General features: G+C 52.5%; 13 protein-coding genes. 7 read left to right on the top strand and 6 right to left on the bottom strand.

The genetic code is table 11. The features are described 5' to 3' along the window. The first annotated feature begins 67 nt into the window (after positions 1 to 67). From J1779_RS21175 to J1779_RS21165, 3 genes are all read left to right on the top strand, one after another. Positions 68 to 2,833, top strand: a complete 2,766-nt coding sequence (locus J1779_RS21175) for a WG repeat-containing protein (RefSeq protein WP_238485247.1) — start codon at positions 68 to 70, stop codon at positions 2,831 to 2,833. A 97-nt stretch (positions 2,834 to 2,930) separates the two neighbouring features. Then, a complete protein-coding gene (locus tag J1779_RS21170; protein WP_056779198.1) occupies positions 2,931 to 3,323 on the top strand; it encodes an ASCH domain-containing protein in 393 nt (130 codons plus the stop codon). 90 nt (positions 3,324 to 3,413) lie between these two features. Further along, positions 3,414 to 4,064 carry a hypothetical protein gene (locus tag J1779_RS21165; RefSeq protein WP_217204690.1) on the top strand — a complete coding sequence of 217 codons (651 nt, stop codon included), beginning with the start codon at positions 3,414 to 3,416 and terminating at the stop codon, positions 4,062 to 4,064. A 44-nt stretch (positions 4,065 to 4,108) separates the two neighbouring features. Here J1779_RS21165 and J1779_RS21160 read toward each other — a convergent pair whose 3' ends face one another. The 5 genes from J1779_RS21160 to yebS form a co-directional block, all read right to left on the bottom strand. Next, entirely contained in the window at positions 4,109 to 4,351 is a 243-nt protein-coding gene (locus tag J1779_RS21160) for a DUF1480 family protein (protein WP_217204689.1), read from the bottom strand. 210 nt (positions 4,352 to 4,561) lie between these two features. Continuing rightward, positions 4,562 to 6,283: a sensor domain-containing diguanylate cyclase gene (locus J1779_RS21155; RefSeq protein WP_217204688.1), complete on the bottom strand. Its 1,722-nt coding sequence runs from the start codon at positions 6,281 to 6,283 to the stop codon at positions 4,562 to 4,564. Between the two features lie 360 nt (positions 6,284 to 6,643). Further along, on the bottom strand, positions 6,644 to 8,122 hold the full coding sequence (gene rsmF / locus J1779_RS21150; RefSeq protein WP_274388823.1) for a 16S rRNA (cytosine(1407)-C(5))-methyltransferase RsmF: 1,479 nt from the start codon (positions 8,120 to 8,122) through the stop codon (positions 6,644 to 6,646). A gap of 130 nt (positions 8,123 to 8,252) precedes the next feature. Continuing rightward, positions 8,253 to 10,883: a PqiB family protein gene (locus tag J1779_RS21145; protein ID WP_217204687.1), complete on the bottom strand. Its 2,631-nt coding sequence runs from the start codon at positions 10,881 to 10,883 to the stop codon at positions 8,253 to 8,255. After that, positions 10,852 to 12,099 (bottom strand): membrane integrity lipid transport subunit YebS, encoded by a 1,248-nt coding sequence (gene yebS / locus J1779_RS21140; protein ID WP_056773397.1) that lies wholly within the window; start codon positions 12,097 to 12,099, stop codon positions 10,852 to 10,854. Before yebS ends, J1779_RS21145 begins: the two co-directional genes overlap by 32 nt. A gap of 255 nt (positions 12,100 to 12,354) precedes the next feature. Between yebS and J1779_RS21135 the strand changes: the two genes are divergently transcribed. From J1779_RS21135 to htpX, 4 genes are all read left to right on the top strand, one after another. After that, positions 12,355 to 12,852: a GAF domain-containing protein gene (locus tag J1779_RS21135; protein ID WP_217204686.1), complete on the top strand. Its 498-nt coding sequence runs from the start codon at positions 12,355 to 12,357 to the stop codon at positions 12,850 to 12,852. 95 nt (positions 12,853 to 12,947) lie between these two features. After that, a complete protein-coding gene (gene proQ, locus J1779_RS21130; RefSeq protein WP_056773403.1) occupies positions 12,948 to 13,637 on the top strand; it encodes an RNA chaperone ProQ in 690 nt (229 codons plus the stop codon). Positions 13,638 to 13,656: 19 nt separating this feature from the next. After that, a complete protein-coding gene (prc, locus tag J1779_RS21125; RefSeq protein WP_217204685.1) occupies positions 13,657 to 15,735 on the top strand; it encodes a carboxy terminal-processing peptidase in 2,079 nt (692 codons plus the stop codon). Positions 15,736 to 16,017: 282 nt separating this feature from the next. Next, a complete protein-coding gene (htpX, locus tag J1779_RS21120) occupies positions 16,018 to 16,896 on the top strand; it encodes a protease HtpX (protein ID WP_056773410.1) in 879 nt (292 codons plus the stop codon). Positions 16,897 to 16,959: 63 nt separating this feature from the next. Here htpX and J1779_RS21115 read toward each other — a convergent pair whose 3' ends face one another. Further along, on the bottom strand, positions 16,960 to 18,363 hold the full coding sequence (locus J1779_RS21115) for an MFS transporter (RefSeq protein WP_056773413.1): 1,404 nt from the start codon (positions 18,361 to 18,363) through the stop codon (positions 16,960 to 16,962). Positions 18,364 to 18,393: the final 30 nt, after the last annotated feature.

Here is an 18,393-nt window from a genome sequence, read left to right as displayed (position 1 = left end):
TAGTAAACCTTCAAGGTTACATCGCGCACTTTTCGGTGCGTTTCATACCACAAGCGCGCTGGCCTTATTGACACTAACAATTCCCGCGATGGCGGCAGAATCCGACAGTTGTTTCGCACCATTACCCTCGGCTCAGGCTGAAATGCAGGCGCGTAATGCGCAGCCTCTGGTTCAGAATCTGTGCCTGCGTGATGTTCACGAAGGGCGGGCCGCCGTCCGCTTACCATCAGAGAACGCAAGCGGTGACCGTTGGGGCTTTTTAGACAACAAGGGCCAACTGGTGATCAAGCCCGTCTTTGATGACGTCGGGGATTATCATTACGGAACCGCCGCCGCGAAGCAGCAGGGCAAATGGGGTTTCATTGATACGACCGGCAACTGGCTGATACAACCGACTTTCGACAGCGTGCAGCCTTTCACACAGTCGGGTCTGGCTGTGGTGACGCTCGCGGGCAAACCGCAACTGATTGATCGCAAAGGAGCGCAGGCCGGTAAAGCTTTTGATGAGTTAGTTGATGAAGCAACCCTGACTGACGGTGTTCCTGCGCGTTTGCAGCTTTCGTTTAAAAGTGTCTTGCTGTCACCGGACGGTGTCCGGCATGTCGCGACGGACAAAATGGAGATCGTCGAGCCTTTTGGTGCCAGCGGTTTGTTCATCGCGTTTGATGCAAACAAAGGTTATGGCATTGCTGACGAGAATCTCGCCTGGCGTGTTGAGCCCCAGTATTCGGCGCTGACGCTCGACCCGAGAAATCCTGCTGTTGCATTGGCTAAAAATGCCGACGGTATTACGCTTATCCGCGCAGATGGTGTGCAGGATGAGCAGAAATATCTGACGGTCAGTGAAGAAACCGGCGCATTCTGGCTGGCTAAAACCGCCGATGGCATTAAGTTGCTCGATAATTCAGCCGCTGTCATCGCGACATTTAGCGAAGCCGGGGCGTCTGCATTGCAGGTGTCAGGTGACTATGTTCTGAATCCATCGGGCAAAGAAGCGTTAACGGTCTTTGTTCCAGGGCGCAAACAGCCGCTGACGGTGCCTGCTGCCAGCCAGCCTCTGGGGCAAAACACCGGTGAGTTTTTAGTGCTGACCAAAGGTGAGCAGAAGAAAGTGAACACCATCGTGGCGCCATCCGGCGGCATGATCGGCGGGGCACAAAATGTCGGATGGCTGGCACAAATCGCCAGTGCTGAAGTGATTGATCATCGCCTGTGGCTACGTGATGAACAGGGCGACGTGTTAAACGTCGTTGATGCTGCCGGTAAGGCGCTGCTGAATCAGAAAAGCCTCAGTGCCCTTGGCGACAGCCGTATTGAGCCCCTGAACGCCGGTTCGGAGCCTGCCGGGGCGCAATCTCCGTTGGCCTTAATTCGCCCAGACAATGATTCGGGCAAAGCCGGTGCGGGTTTCCTGCGTTCAGATGGTTCACTTCAGATTGAAACCAAATGGCTGGATATACAGCCTGCAGACAGCAGCCAAAATGTCGGTCAGTTCATTGTGCGAACCGCCGGGGGTACTGGCGTGGTGGATGCCCAGGGCAAAACGCTGATCCCACTGACGGAAGACAATATTTCTCCGTTTGTAAACGGTTATGCGCTGGATTATCTGGACGGCAAGCTGACGGCAATGGATCACGCTGGCAAACACTATGGCCTGCCGGATGTGTTCGAGCTGGAATCTGTGGGCAACGGCTGGTTCCGTTACCATGAGACGGCTGCGGAAGGCGCGCTGTGGGGGATTTTTGACGCGAACAGTCAAAAAACCATTTCACAACCCGCGTACAAAAGTGTCGGCAATTTCGCTAATAATCAGGCTGAAGTACAGATGCCAGACGGTTTATGGGGCATTGTCGACGCTCAGGGTAAAGTGCTGGTCCAGCCAAAGTATGCGGAGGTTAAGCGTATCAATGCCGCATTGTGGTTGCTTACTCAGCCAGCTGTGGCTGATCAACCTGAATCAAGTACTATCGCTGAAATCATCGGCAATGATACCCAGACACGTATTTCCCCTGTTGCAGGATTATCCGTCACCCAGTTCAGCGATGGCCGCATTTTGGCAACGTCAGCGGCGGGTCAGTCCTGGTTACTGGATGCCAAAGGAAATGTTCAGCTTCACGAGCAGCAAACACATATCAGCGCGCTTGGCGATTGGGTGAAGCTTTCCCGTCAGCCACAGCAAGGCTACCTGACGGCTCAGGGGGAGTGGCAAATTCAGCCTGTCCCGGTGTCCGAAGGCTCTGCTTTCGGGCAGGGGCGCGCGTTGCGTTCAACGCCAGCGGGTGCTGAGTTGATTGATGATAAAGGTGCACGCATCGCCGCCATGCCGGAAGGTAAATGGGTACTGCCGACGGGCAGTGCCTGGTCTGTCTCTTACGATCCGCAGGACGATGAGCCTGCCACCCGTTATGTTGACAGTACGGGCAAGCTGGTGCTGACGGTTCAGGGTTTTGCCAGCCGGATGACCGACGGCCACGCTGTGCTGACCCGCGCGGACGGCAGGAAAACCTGGATTGATGCGCAAGGAAAACCGACTGACGGTGTCTCATTTACCGATTTAGGATTGCCGGTTGACGGCCTGGCATTTGCGCGTATCGATCAGGGTTATGGTTTTGTTGATGCACAAGGCAACTTTGCAATTCCGCCGGTGTTCAGTGCCGTTTCCCCGTTTGACAGCGGCGTTGCCGTGGTGTCGACGCCGGTGATGTCGATGATGATTGATAAAACCGGTAAGCCTCTGGCGCGTATCGATAAAGAATGTGGTATTTCGGTCTTGTACGCAGCGGGAAGTACAAGACAGTGGCCGCCGGTTATGCCAGAAAACTGTACCAAATAGCCGGTGCCTTCTCTGACTGAAACCCGCTTCGGCGGGTTTTTTTGTGCTAATGTTTACAGGTAATCGTTGTGAACTATCTCAATTGAAAGGATAAATTATGATCCCGCAGATCCCATTGAAATACAGGGACGCAGAACGTTGGTCTTTTGGTGATACTGAATCATCCGCAGATGAACTGGCAAAGCGCGTTATCGACGGCACAAAAACAGCGACCTGTTCAAACCTCGACGATGACCCGGAGCCTGAAGCCGGTGAGATCTTTGTTGTGGTTGATGGCCGCAACAATCCGGTCTGCGCCGTTCAGCTGACTGACGTGAAGCAGGTGCCTTTCGACCAGGTGACTGAGCAACACGCCTGGGAAGAAGGTGAAGGCGACCGTACGCTGGCCTACTGGCGCACAGAGCATCAGCGTTTCTTTGAAGAGTATGAAATGTTTGAGCCCACCATGCCGCTGTTATTGATGAAATTTAAGCTGGTGGAAAAATTCTAATATTTTCCGTTCAGGCCCTTTACGGGCCTGAATTTCCATCACTCAGCTATTCTCCCTCTTGTTCATCCGCATCCCGTTCAGGAAACAGTTATGTCTGCAAAGTCTGCTTTTCAGAATGCATTTTCTACCCAATCTGTGATCCCTTATTTCAGCCAATGGGAAGATCCTGATGCTGCTGCGGGGATCATTGCCGGGGAGATTTCGCTGTCGGAAGTGACGCTATGGCGTGAATCAGGGGCATCTTCACAGGAAGAGTTTATCGAGTGGGCTAACCATGTCTGCGGAATGTGCTGTCTGAAAATGGTACTGGCAGCAACGTCGGGCAACGTAGTGCCGATATTAAATCTGACTCAGAAAAGTTTGCCGTATGGCGCTTATGTGCGGGATGGCGAAAATATCAAAGGCCTGATTTATGCGCCCTTTGTGGAGTTCGTGAGGAAGGAGTTATCGCTGAGTGCGCAGATGAAAGTCGGGATATCCGCTAAAGATATTGCCGGTGAGCTGGAAAATCACCGTTTTTTCATCGCGTCGGTGCATCCGTCAATCCGTAAACCTGAGTCAATGCCGCCGCATAAAGGGGGTCATCTGGTTCTTGTTACCCGGGCTGAAGCGCAGTCTGTAACGTTTCATAATCCTTCCGGCCACGATATCTCTTCTCAGCAGGACGTTACGCTGTCCGTTGATGCATTCTCTCGCTTTTTTGCCGGACGGGGTATTTCACTGGTGGCTGCCGCTAAGTGACCGCATAGCGGCATGGCGAACAACGTCCCGTTCGCCATGCTGTGTTACTCCAGTCTCATGATCCATTCGTCATTCTGTTTGTCATATTTTTCTTTGTACAACACGGAATGACGGCCATCCAGTATCGCCGGTACGCTGGTGTTATCGTCCCAGGCATCCAGTTGCATGCATAAATCAGGATCTGATTTGCAGGGGATATGAACCTTATCGCCGCCTTTTGCTTCAGGTGCTGATAACTGCGCATCATCAATTTCATAACTGCCAATTCGTATAATCGATTTTCCCATCAGGTACTCCTTGCCAGATTAAAGCCAGTGATTTGAACAGGATCAGGTACGACCAGTTGATCGCCCTTACTTGAGAATAGTCGAGAGCACAAAAAGCGCCATAATAAATTTCCAAGCAGGGAAGAAGTGGGATGAATCTCATGAGACGTGCTGAGGGCAAGGAGGAGAAGTGCCGGTGCGTCAGTAAGACGTTCCGGCATTTTCAGCAGGTTAAAGCGGGTTAAATCTTACAGAAACCGGCATGGCGTTGATCTGATTGCGGCCGTTATTTTTCGATAAATACAAGGCTTCATCGGCAGCGCTGACGATATCGGACTGATCGTCAAGGCCGGGATCCTGATCGGGCATATAGGTCGCAATGCCCTGGCTGATGGTCACCCGGTTAAATTCGCTGAAACTGTGCTTGATGCCCAGCGCTTCAATGGATTCCATGATGTGCTGCGCGACGATCCAGGCACCTTTCAAATCGGTATCGGGGAGGATCGCGGCAAACTCTTCGCCGCCGAATCGCGTGACCACGTCCGTGCTGCGTTTTAACGATTTACGCAATGTGCGGGCGACCAGACGCAGGCAGGCATCGCCTGATAAGTGTCCGTAGTGATCGTTGAAATGTTTGAAATAATCGATATCAATCATCACAACGGTCAACGGCGTGCGGTTGCGCTTGGAACGCATGTATTCGTGACTGAGCACTTTTTTGAATTCGCGGCGGTTGGGCAATTTGGTCAGCGAATCTGTACGTGCCTGAATTTCCAGACGGCGGTTAGCCTTGACCAGTTTCAGTTCCAGCAGCTTACGCTCGTGAACATCTTCCGCCGTGCCGTACCAGCGCTGGATTGAGCCATCCGGTGCATAACTGGCTGCCGCGCGAATGCGCATCCAGTTCCAGCCGCGATCCACATGGCAAAAACGCACTTCGATATCCAGCGGTGCACCGGTTTTCAGGCATTGTTCCCAGGTTTGAACCGCGCCACGACGATCTTCCACATGCATGCTCTGGATCCACTTATCGGCCAGAATATCCTGACGGGTCATGCCCGTTATGCGCTGAAATCGTGAACTGACGTCATTGAGCATGCCGCGCGGATCAGCGGTCCACGGAATTTGCGGGTTCAGCTCGACCATATTGCGGTAATGCTCCTGACTTTCCCGCAGAGCCTTCTCCATTCGCTTCAGGCTGGTGATATCAGTCATCGCCACAGACAGTCCGTTCAGCTGATTTTGCCCGTCGTAAGCGGCTTTAATGCGCACGAAGAACACCTGATTTTTGCCCGGAACCGAAAATTCTCTGTCCGGTGTATGCTCGTTGCGCTGCGCCAGTTCCAGTGCGTTGTTGAGCAACGGCGACAGGCCGGGCAGGAAAACACCGACTTTGCGGCCAATGGCTTCAAAAGGTTGCAGGCCAATAATATTTGCCATGGCGTCATTCACCGTCACATATCGCATGTGCAGATCGATGAAGCACAGCCCAACAGGCGCGTTCGAGTAGATGGATTCCAGCTGAAAAAGACGTTGTCCGGGAGCCTGATCCAGTGTGGTCAGATTGCGGTCGATGCCGCGATAGCCCCGGAAATTGCCGTCGGGGTCAAACAGTGGCACACCGCTGGTTTCGAGAATAACTTCCGTTCCATCCGGGCGGATATTACGGTTAAGCAATCCGCCGAAGGGCGCGCGCCGTTCAACGATGGCGGCAAATTGTTCGCCCACACGTTTCGCTTCGTCTGGCGGCATAAAGTCGAACGGGGTTTTACCTATAACCTCTTCAGGCGGGACTCCCAGAAACTCGATGCATTTATTCGAGGAAAATACGTAACGTCCTTGTGCATCGACTTCCCAAATCCAGTCAGAATTGTTATCGATGATATCCCGCAGACTGGCCATTTCCTGTAAAAGCAGTCCATCTGCTGATTCGAGTTTCATTTCATCCGACATGATACTTCTCCGACTGGCAGCTCTTTACTCAACATCAGGCACTATGATTCATTTAGAAAAATGATATATCACTAGCAATGTTATCTTGAGGGCAATAATACATGGCAGGCTAGGATTATTCCTACTTATAATTCAATAAACCTTAATAGATAAAATAGCTTCATATCAAAGATTTGCAGGATAAAATTTTTATCATGCATTTGATTCATGAGATTAGCTCTCGGAAGTTCACTTAAAGGGATGAGTAAGGAGTATTAACTAAAGTGCGTCTTTGGGGGATTTTGCTGTTTTTAGAAAAGTATAAAGAGAATATTCTGCGCCAGCAGGGTGATCTTCTGGCGCGGTAAACTTTAGCAACAATCACGTTAGCTGATCGTTCGGCAAATTCAGATGGCGGATGGCGCCATCTCTGACCAGTTCGCGCGGCAAACTATTTTTGATTCTGCTGCCAATCCGCTTCGCCAGACCGAGCGGTTGCGCCTGCCAGGTCACCAGACATTCATCTTTCGGGGGTGCCGTGTCAGGGTAGATATCCACGCCACGCAGCCAGTTTTGCGCCAGTTCATCATTTATCTCAAAACGATTCACCGCATCCGCGGCGCTGAAAGCGATCACGGCCTCATGCTGCCAGCGGAAACCTTTCGGGAAACGTTCTGCCAGACGCAGGCCGATACGCGAGAAGCGGACTTTACCAAACAGCGGTTCCAGCACGGCCGGGAACAACCAGATTTCTTTATCACGCTGCCACAAGGTGAACTGTTTTTCCGGCCAGCGCAGGCCGGACAGTTGCGCTGCATTCACGATCTCGGCGCTCTCCTGACGTGACATAGGAGAGAAAGGAAAACGGCCTACTTTATAGCCGGGCACCGGCAGCCGCGGGACGGAATCAGTTTTACGAAAGCGCGCGACAAAGAACCCCTCGCAGTCATAAACCTGAGGGAATACGTGCAGGTAACCTTGCGGGGTAACGGCTTTCGATGCGTCAGTAAATAAGTGTTCAAGCGTTTCCACTTCAACGGCATCCGCATAGGTATCAAGTAACCACTGACAAACCTGCTGATTTTCCTGCGCGTTGAGGGTGCAGGTGGAATACACCAGCACGCCACCCGGTTTTAATGCATGGAACGCGCTGTCGATAAGTTCCCGCTGGGTGGTTGCAATTTCCAGAACGCTGGCCTGCGACCAGTTACTCATTGCATCGGCATCTTTACGGATCACGCCTTCGCCAGAGCAGGGCGCATCCAGCAAAATCGCATCGAACGTTTCCGGCAGGGCGGCACCAAACACGCGGCCGTCAAAATGGGTCAGCGCGGTATTGCTGACGCCGCAGCGGCTGACGTTGGCATGCAGCACTTTGACGCGGCTGGCAGAATATTCGTTGGCAACGATGCCGCCCTGGTTATTCATCAGTGCGGCGATTTGCGTGGTCTTTGAACCGGGCGCAGCGGCAACGTCCATCACCAGCACGGGTTGGGTGTCGTTGGCAAACAGCGCGGTGACCGGCAGCATAGAACTGGCTTCCTGAATATAGAAAAGCCCGGCAAGGTGCGCGAGCGCGTTGCCTAAGCGTGATTCATCCAGAGCATGACGATTGATCCAGAAACCTTCCCCGCACCAGGGCACCGGTTCTAATTCCCACTGATAGCTGGCGGCCAGTTCGAGAAATGCCGCCACGCTGATTTTTAGCGTATTGACCCGCAGGCTTGGGCGAAGAGGGCGCTGACAGGCTGCAATGAAATCTTCCATGCTGAGGTTTTCAGGCATGATCGCGCGGGTCGCATCGAGAAAGGCAGCGGGTAATTTATCGGCGAAGGCGCCGGTGGTGGTGAGTTTTGACAAGAGTGCGGTTCCAGAACTGAATAAGTTTTCCAGCGACGGAGTCTAGCATATTTACACCCGATGAACGGCAGCTGCGACAGACCAAAATGAACAGGCCACCCGAAGGTGGCCTGTGTGCGTGAGGGGGCGATCAGTTTCTTGGGATTGCGGTTCCCCAGTCCTGCCAGTCTTTCGGCGCCTCCGGATTAAGCAGGAAGTGATTGCCGCTGGCGGCTTTCGGAGCCAGAGGAGTTGTCGGTGGCGTTGCGAAGGCAATTCCGCCACGAATGAACTGCTGGAATGTGCCGCTTTTGAACACGCCGCCGGTCAGACCGAATTGCAGGTCATACCCGGATGCCAGCCAGAAGACCGTGTTTGCCCGCACCAGATACTGATACTTCTTACTGATCCGCAGTGTGACGTTCACCCTGTCGGCCATCGCGCCAAGGTATAAGCCGGATACGGTACCCACTTCGATACCGCGGAACAGCACCGGCGTACCAATTTGCAGCGAACCGACTTCGGCGGCATCGACCACAATCCCTAATCCGTCGGTATAACGGGAATCGGTTATGGTTGATTCCTGCAAGTCAAAGTTGCGCGTCGGTGCGCCTTTGCCCGCTTCCACATTAATGTAGGGCTGGAGCAGTGTATCCAGATTGCTGACGCCACCGGCAGAAATCTCAGGTGAGACAATCGAGAAGCGCGAGCCACGACGGGCAAACGCATCAACATATTCCGGATATAGCACCGCTTTGGCTGCCACCTGATTCAGTTGCTGATCCAGTTTCAAGGATTCGACCTGACCGATAGTGATACCGAGATAACGCAGCGGCATCCCCGGCGACAGTTTGCTGGCATCGTAGGTATTGAGAACGATCTGGCTGCCGACAGCGCGGGCTGAGGTTTCGGAGTCATACAGATTACGTTTCGCACCCTTGGTCAGCGTCACGCCTTCCAGATTATCGAAACTGATGGCGCCTTTTAATGCGCGATCGAGCGGTGAAGCCTGAACGGTCAAACCGCTGCCGTTGAGCTGAACCTTCGCGCCGCCTTCTGCCCAGAAAATACTTTTATCTGTGAGCAAGTTGCGATACTGCGGCTGGATGTAAACGTCCACGTCGAATTCATTGGCCTTCGGGCGAACATTAACGATTTCACCGACCTGGAATTTACGGTAGAGCACCACAGAGCCGGTTTGTACGTCTGGCAGGCTTTTCGCGGTCAGCGTCAGCGTTGCGCCGGGTTGCTCACCCTGAATACCTTCGGCCGCTTTTTCAGCGTTGCTGTAAAGCGGGTATTTCTGCGCCGGTGCGCCTTTGGTGCCCGGAATGATGCGTACACCGCCATCTACCCACTCCTGAGCGCTGGCGCCGAGCACTTCCATTCCGTCGATACCCAGTTTGACGTCCACGCGGCTGTTGACCACAAACTTGCTGTCTTTATGCAGCAGGTCTTTGTATTCCGGCATGATGGCGGCGTTAAACAGGATGCCTTCGTCGGTCAGTTTACGATCCATCACTTGTCCGACCGTGATGCCATACAGTTTGATCGGCTGCCCGGCGTCAATGCCGTAGCTTTGCGGAGCAATCAGCTGAATTTTGACGGTGCCGGGGTCCTGAAGCAGCTTGCGGTTACTGTCCACCACCACGAAATGCTTCTGCGGTTCACCTTCGCCTGGGATCAGTTCGAGCGTGTTGCCGGTGAGCAACTGGCTGAGGTTGGCATTGTTAAGGCTGATGCGCGGGCTGTTCATTTCAATGCGCGTGCCGGTGCGGATCATATCCAGCACAGACGGGTCGACGGTCAGTTTACCGGTGACTTTGCTGTCTGCCTGCAGGGTGATTTTGGTCAGCGTACCGACCTGAAGCCCCTGGTACATCAGAGGTGTCTGGCCTTCGGACAAACCATTGCCATTCGGCAGATCCAGATCGATTTCTACACCGCGCTGGCTTTGCGCCAGATCGGGATAAAGGACATAAGACTGATCGGCTTTTGCAGGTTTACCTTCGTTAGGGGAATCCATTGAAATAGCGCCGTTCACCAGTGCCGCCAGACTTTCCATCTGTACTTTCGCACCGCTGAGGCTGAAATCACCTTTGAAACCTGAGACGTTCCAGAAACGGGTGTTGTCTTTTACCAGATTGGCAAAACGTTTATCGATCAGCAGATCAATCGTCACGCCGTTATTACCGCTTTCAATATCGTAATCGTAAACTTTACCGATCGGAATTTTACGGTAATACACCAGCGAACCGGTACTCAGTGAGCCCAGATCTTTAGCGTGCAAATGAATCATCAGTTCGCCTGTATTGAGGCGGAATTTAGGCTGCGTATCAAGCGCCACAAAATGGTCTTTCTCTTTACCCGGACCTGGCATCATGCCGATATAATTACCGCCGACCAGTGCATCAAGGCCGGAAACCCCGGCAAGCGACGCTTTCGGGGTGACCAGCCAGAATTGCGTGCCATCGCGCAGCGCATCAGTGAGATCACTTTTGATGCTGACCTTCACCTGAATGGTGCGCAGATCCTTGGTCAGGCTGATGGATTCAACCGTCCCGACTTCGACACCCTGATAACGCACAGGCGTACGGCCCGCCACAATCCCTGCGGCAGACTGGAAGTCGATGGTGACTGTTGTGCCGCGCTCCTGAAAGTTGCTGTAAATCAGCCACCCGGCGATCAGTAAAGCGATAAATGGCAGCAGCCAGAAAGGTGAAATCCGGCGTCTGTGTTTTATCCGTGCTTCAGTCGGTGTATTCGGCGTTTCCTGTTGCATGTGCATCCCAAATCAAGCGGCTATCAAGCCATTCAACGGCAAGAATGGTCAGGATCACGGCGGAGCCAAAGTAAAAGGCGGCCGGTCCCATTGTAAATGACAAAAGCTGGTCACGATTTACCAGCGACATCATCAATGAAATTACAAACAAATCGAGCATCGACCAGCGTCCGATCCAGGTCACCAGCCGTAATAAACGAATGCGCGTTTTCAATCCCTGAATCGCTTTGAAATGGATGCTGAGCAGCAACGTCAGCATCACGATAACTTTCGTAAAGGGCACCAGCACGCTGGCGATGAATACAATCGCGGCGATCGGAACATTTCCTGAGGTGGCGAGCGACACTACGCCAGAAAAAATGGTGTCCTTCAACTGCTGACCGTTGGCGTAGATAATCGAAATGGGCAACAGGTTCGCGGGAATCAAAAAGATCATCGCTGCAATCAGCGCAGCCCAGGCTTTTTGCAGGCTGTGTTTGTAACGCACACGCATTGGCGTATGGCAACGCGGACACCGTCCACGTTCATCGGGCTGACCGGTGAATTTGCAGGATAAACACAGACGCAGCGACGAAGGCACGCCTTTAGGCTGGCGCTGCGGATAAAACTCTTCCCACAGCTGTTCTATATTAAGATTTATCATGGTCAGCGTGACCATGACCGTCATCATCAGATACGCGGCCAGCGCCACGCCGACATTGATATCGGCATACTCTTTCACCTTGATGCTGGCGACGGCCATGCCCACCAGGTAAATATCGAGCATGACCCAGTCTTTCAGGCGGTCGAGCATCAGCAACACGGGTTTGAGATTCATGCCGAGTTTGCTGCCAAAATGCAGATAAAGGATGGAGAGGGCCAGCGTGAGCGGTGCGCCAATGGTGCAAAACGCGACCATGCTGGCTGTGACCGGATCGCCCTGACGCGACATCTGCCAGATGCCTTCGAGCAGGCTGGCGTCTATACGGGTGCCCAACAGACGGATGCTGATCAGCGGCTCGGTGAATGCGAAAGGCATCAGCAATAAGATGCTGATGGCAATAGTGATCAGACGGGGCAGGGAGCAAACCCGGCCCTTTTCGACTTTGGCATTGCAACGCGGGCAATGTGCAGTCTGTGTGCGTTTCAGCGCCGGAAGCGAAAAAAGATGATCGCATTCGCTACAGCGTTGGTAGCGAACTTGCGGGATCTGGGCTGATATCGTGTGTATTTTCATAGTACCTGGAGTAGTAAGAATACCTGTTGTTACAATTACGCATCCCCTCAGGGGGGCAGGCGAGGCCATCAGGCCAAGATCAGCCAGGTTTTTTTGACAAAATAACGTATTATGCGGTCGGCAAACAGTTATTGTAGGTGAGTCTTTTTGATGTCACACAGGATTAATCTTTTCATATGGGCAATTAATGCTTATTTTAGAGAGGTTAAGCACACCAGAACGGCTCAATGCCCTTAGGTTATTATTGGTTACTACATGAATAAAGAAGCATTCTACACGGAATTAAAACGTGATTTGAGCGCGTTGATCGCCGGAGAGAACAATTTTATTGCCACTCTGTCGAACACCAGTGCCTTACTGTTTGAACGTCTTGAAGGCGTCAACTGGGTAGGTTTTTATCTGATGGACGGCATCACACTGGTACTCGGCCCATTCCAGGGTAAAATTGCCTGTGTGCGTATTCCGGTAGGAAAAGGCGTATGCGGTACCGCAGTGGCGGAAAATACCGTTCAGCGCGTGGGCGATGTCCACGCCTTCCCGGGCCACATTGCATGTGACGCATCAAGTAATGCCGAAATCGTTCTGCCTATTATGGTGAAAGGGACGGTTATTGGCGTATTAGACATTGATAGCACCGTTTATCAGCGCTTTGATGAAGCTGATGAGCTGGGGCTGACAGAGTTAGTCAGCGGGCTTTGCCAGCATCTTGAAAACAGTGATGCTGAAAAATATGTCAATCTGATCGTAAGTTGATCGTCGGATAACGTGGCATTTAATAATGGCGTCATTATAATGGCGCCTGTTCATGCCTGCGCCGGTTGGCAAACCCGTTGTAATCAGGAAATTTCATGGAAAATCAACCTAAGTTGAACAGTAGTAAAGAAGTCATCGCCTTTTTGGCTGAGCGGTTCCCGCTCTGTTTTACCGCCGAAGGCGAAGCACGCCCATTAAAGATCGGTATCTTTGCGGATTTGGTCGAGCGCGTGCAAGGTGAAGAGAATCTGAGCAAAACTCAGTTACGCTCTGCTCTGCGTCTGTATACCTCAAGCTGGCGCTATCTCTACGGCGTTAAAGTGGGCGCTGAACGCGTCGACCTTGATGGTAATTCATGTGGCGTACTGGAAGAGCAGCACGTCGAACATGCCCGTAAACAGTTGGAAGAAGCAAAAGCCCGCGTTCAGGCACAACGTGCAGAACAACAGGCTAAACGTCGTGAAGCCGGTGAAACCACTGAGCCACGCCGTCCACGTCCGGCCGCTAAAAAGCCTGCGCCGCGTCGTGAAAATGCGCCCGCTGCTGTGGCTGGTCAGGAAAATCGCAAACCACGTACACCTCGTCCACCGCGTGAGGAAAAACGTGAACCGCGTCATGTGCCAGTAACAGACATTTCAAAACTGCAAATTGGCCAAGAAATCAAAGTCAGAGCAGGACAGAGTGCGATGGATGCTACCGTTTTGGAAATTGCCAAAGACGGTGTTCGCGTTCAACTCTCTTCGGGTCTGGCGATGATCGTGCGCGCAGAACACTTGCAGTTCTGATACGGAGGCCAACTCAGGCATGAACAAATTTGTCAGATTAAGCGTTATCGCAGGTCTGTTAATGGCAGGAGCAGGGCTGGTTAATACCAGCTTTGCAGCGAATGAGAGTGCACCGGTCACTCTTGCTCAACTCCCTGACCTGACACAGGATCCTCAGGACGCCACGGTGAGCGAGCGTGTTACGGCACGCTTTACCCGTTCGCATTATCGTCAGTTCGACCTTAATGCAGATTTCTCAGCGAAGATCTTCGACCGTTACCTCAACATGCTCGATTATGGCCACAACGTATTGATGGCTTCCGATGTCGCACAATTTACTGATAAACGTGCAACCTTGGGTGAGGAACTGAAATCCGGTCAGTTAACCACGCCATACGCTTTATTCAATCTGGCGCAAAAGCGTCGCTTTGAACGCTACGACTATGCGTTAAAAGTGCTTGCCCGCCCGATGGATTTCACTGGCAACGACACGATTCAACTTGATCGCAGTAAATCCCCGTGGCCGAAAGACCGCGCGGAGCTGGACAAATTGTGGGATGCGAAAGTCAAATATGACGAGCTGAACCTCAAGCTGACCGGTAAAAACGATCAGGAAATTCGCGACGTGCTCTCCAAACGCTATCATTTCGCGATGAAGCGTCTGACCCAAAGCAACAGCGAAGACGTATTCCAGTTGGTGATGAATGCCTTTGCGCATGAAATCGACCCGCATACCAATTACCTTTCTCCTCGCAGCACCGAGCAATTCAATACTGAAATGAGCCTGTCTCTGGAAGGTATTGGTGCCGTTCTGCAGGGTGACGACGATTATACGGTGATCAACTCAATGGTAGCAGGCGGCCCGGCGGCCAAAAGCAAAGCCATTGCAGTGGGTGACCGCATTGTCGGCGTAGGTCAGGTTCAGGCGGGTAAACCCTCACCGATTGTTGATGTGATCGGCTGGCGTCTTGATGACGTCGTCGCGCTCATCAAAGGACCAAAAGGCAGCAAAGTTCGCTTGCAGATCCTGCCAGCGGGCAAAAATGCTAAAAATCATGTGATTACCCTGACGCGCGAAAAAATTCGTCTGGAAGACCGTGCAGTCAAAATGACCATTAAAAATGTCGGCTCTGAAAAAGTTGCTGTCATGGACATTCCTGGCTTCTACGTTGGTTTGACGGACGACGTCAAAGTTCAGCTACAAAAAATGGCTAAGCAGAACGTTAACAGTCTGGTTATCGACCTGCGTACCAACGGCGGTGGCGCACTGACGGAAGCGGTTTCTCTGTCAGGTCTGTTTATCCCAAGTGGCCCGGTGGTTCAGGTTCGCGATAACAATGGCCGCATCCGTCAGGATAGCGATACCGATGGTGTCGTTTACTACAAAGGTCCGCTGGTGGTTCTGGTTGACCGATTCAGTGCTTCTGCGTCTGAAATCTTTGCTGCGGCAATGCAGGATTATGGCCGTGCACTGATTGTGGGTGAACCGACCTTTGGTAAAGGTACCGTTCAGCAATACCGTTCGCTGAACCGTATTTACGATCAGATGCTGCGCCCGGAATGGCCGGCCCTGGGTTCCGTGCAATACACTATCCAGAAGTTCTATCGCATCAACGGCGGCAGCACTCAGCGTAAAGGGGTTACCCCGGATATTCTGATGCCTACCGGTATTGAATCGATTGAAACCGGCGAGAAGTTCGAAGATAACGCGCTTCCGTGGGATAGCATCAACGCCGCGACGTACAATAAATTAGGTGACATGAAGCCGTTCCTGCCTGAGTTATTGAAAAATCACGATGCGCGTATTGCTAAGGACCCTGAGTTCCAGTACATCCAGCAAGATATTGCACGCTACAAAGCGCTGAAAGATAAACGTGATATTGCCTCTCTGAATTACGCTCAGCGTGATAAAGAAGATAAAGAGGATGATGCACTGCGTCTTAACCGCCTGAATGAACGCTTCAAACGTGAAGGTAAGAAACCGCTGAAATCTTTGGATGATTTGCCAAAAGACTATGTGGCACCGGATCCGTATCTTGATGAAGCCGACAATATCGCGGTTGATCTCGGCAAGCTGGAAAAAGCATTGAGTGATCAGGCTCCGGCTGCGGCGAAATAATCGCTTCGCAGATCTGCCTGTGAATTTAAGAAGCGCACTTCGGTGCGCTTTTTTTATGCCGTGAAAATGAAAGACAGCGCAATCTCTATGTTATATAGCGTGGCTTTATCTGTGAAATAAAATACTTCAAAATGTAAAGTATTGTGATTTTAGGCCTTTAAGGCCGCGGAACGCTTGAATCCGTGGAAGAAGCCCATAGGATCAGTATCAGCCGGACGGGCATGTCCCGGTGGCAGGATCCAATGAATAATAATGAAGTAACGAAGAGGAATTGAAAATTTTATGATGCGTATAGCGTTGTTCCTGATGACAAACCTGGCAGTTATGCTGGTCTTTGGGCTGGTGCTCAGCCTGACAGGCATCCAGTCCAGCAGCGTGCCGGGGCTGATGATCATGGCCGGGTTGTTTGGCTTCGGCGGTTCCATCGTCTCTTTGCTGATGTCTAAATGGATGGCGTTGCGCTCGGTGGGCGGTGAAGTTATAGAGCAGCCACGTAACGAAACAGAGCGCTGGCTGGTCGAGACTGTGCGCCGCCAGTCACAGCAGGCGGGCATCGGTATGCCACAGGTGGCGATTTATCACGCGCCGGATATCAATGCGTTCGCTACCGGCGCGCGACGCGATGCTTCTCTGGTTGCCGTCAGCACCGGCTTATTGCAAAGCATGAGTCAGGATGAAGCCGAAGCGGTTATCGCCCATGAAATCAGCCATATTGCGAATGGCGATATGGTGACCATGACCTTGATCCAGGGGATCGTGAATACCTTCGTGATCTTTATTTCCCGTCTGATTGCTCAGGTCGCCTCAGGCTTCCTGTCTGGCAACCGTGACGGCGAAGAGAGTAACGGCAATCCGATGATCTATTTTGCTGTCGCGACAGTGCTCGAACTGGTCTTTGGTATTTTGGCCAGCATCATTACGATGTGGTTCTCGCGATATCGCGAATTCCATGCCGATGCCGGTTCTGCGAAACTGGTTGGCCGTGAGAAAATGATCGCAGCATTGCAGCGTTTGAAAACCAGCCATGAGCCGCAGGAAGCGGGCAGCATGATGGCGTTTTGCATCAACGGTAAATCTAAGTCTTTCAGTGAGCTGTTTATGTCTCACCCGCCGCTGGATAAACGTATTGAAGCACTTCGCAGCGGCGAATATCTGAAGTAATCCTCAGATATTGCACATAAAAATGCCCGGCAATCGCCGGGCATTTTGCTTTCTGAGATCTGCTCAGGATTTCAGGTCTTCAGCAGCCTTTTGACTGCTGGTTTTCTGCGTCATTCTGAGCAGGCTGACCAGCGCGCCGGTTCCTGCCAGAGTACCGGCCAGTATCAGTGATGCATGTGTGCCATGTTCCGGAAACAGGTTAAACATCAGCGCCACCATAGCCGCACCGGTCGTCTGCCCCAGAAGACGTGCGGTGCCTAACAACCCGCTTGCTCCGCCGCTGCGGTTTCGCGGCGCGGAAGTGATGATGGTGTGATTATTGGGAGACTGAAATAGCCCGAACCCCGCGCCGCACAACAGCATTCGCCAGATAATATTCAGATGTGAAGGCTCAGGCGGTAGCAGTGACAGCGAAAACAATCCGATTGAAAAGACGATAAGCCCGATACCTCCGAGCATGCCGGGGTGATAACGCTCAACCAGGCGACCGGCGATGGGTGCCATCACCATGGTTGCTAACGGCCACGGCGTCAGCAGTAAACCGGTGTCGACAGAGTTCAGTCCTAACGTATTTTGCAGGAAGAAGGGCAGAGAGACGAACGCCAGCATCTGCGCACTGAAGGAACACAGTGATGTGCCGAGGGAGAGGCTGAAAATCGGGATACGCAGTAAATCTACCGGCAATAACGGGAAAGGCTGTGAAAGCTGACGGCGTACAAAGAACCAGCCAATTATCAGCAAGGCGATGACCTCTGCCAAAATTAAGCCATGATTCTGACCCTGAGCAAAGCCGCTGATCGCGATGATGAGCAAACCGAAGGTCAGGGCATTCATCACGCTGCTGGTAAAATCAAAACGCTGCCCCTGACTGCGTGTCGAATTGGCGGGCAGGAATTTAAGGCCTAAAAGCAACGCCGCGACACCGATCGGCACGTTAATGGCGAACAGCCATTGCCAGGATGCCACTGACAGGATCCCGGCAGCAATCGTCGGGCCGGCGGCAGAGGAGACGGCCACAATCAGCGCGTTAATTCCCACTCCCCGTCCCAGAAAGCGTTGCGGATAGATGATCCTGATCAGCGCCGTATTGACGCTCATGATTGCCGCTGCGCCAAAACCTTGTAAAACCCGTGCAATGGTCAGCGTCATCAGGGAGTCTGACAGAGCGCAAAACAAGGATGTAATGCTAAAAACCAGCAGACCTGTTTGATAAATGCGGCGATAGCCAAAAATATCCCCCAGAGAGGCGAGTGAAAGCAGGGAGATGGTAATCGCCAGCTGATAGGCGTTGACGACCCAAATCGACGCGGCCGGGCTGGCGTGAAAGTCATTGGCAATGGTCGGCAGGGCTACGTTGGCGATCGCACCATCCAGCACAGAAACTGTGATACCCAGTGCGATAGCCAAAATCGCGCCGTATCGCTGGGGAAGGGGAAGTCCGTCGTTGGGTATAGCATTTGGGGTCATAGGATCTGTCAGCGCATAGTCATCAGTGAG

The organism is Rahnella rivi, assembly GCF_019049655.1.
In the GTDB taxonomy this organism is placed as follows: domain Bacteria; phylum Pseudomonadota; class Gammaproteobacteria; order Enterobacterales; family Enterobacteriaceae; genus Rahnella; species Rahnella rivi.
This window is presented reverse-complemented; position numbering and strand designations above follow the sequence as displayed.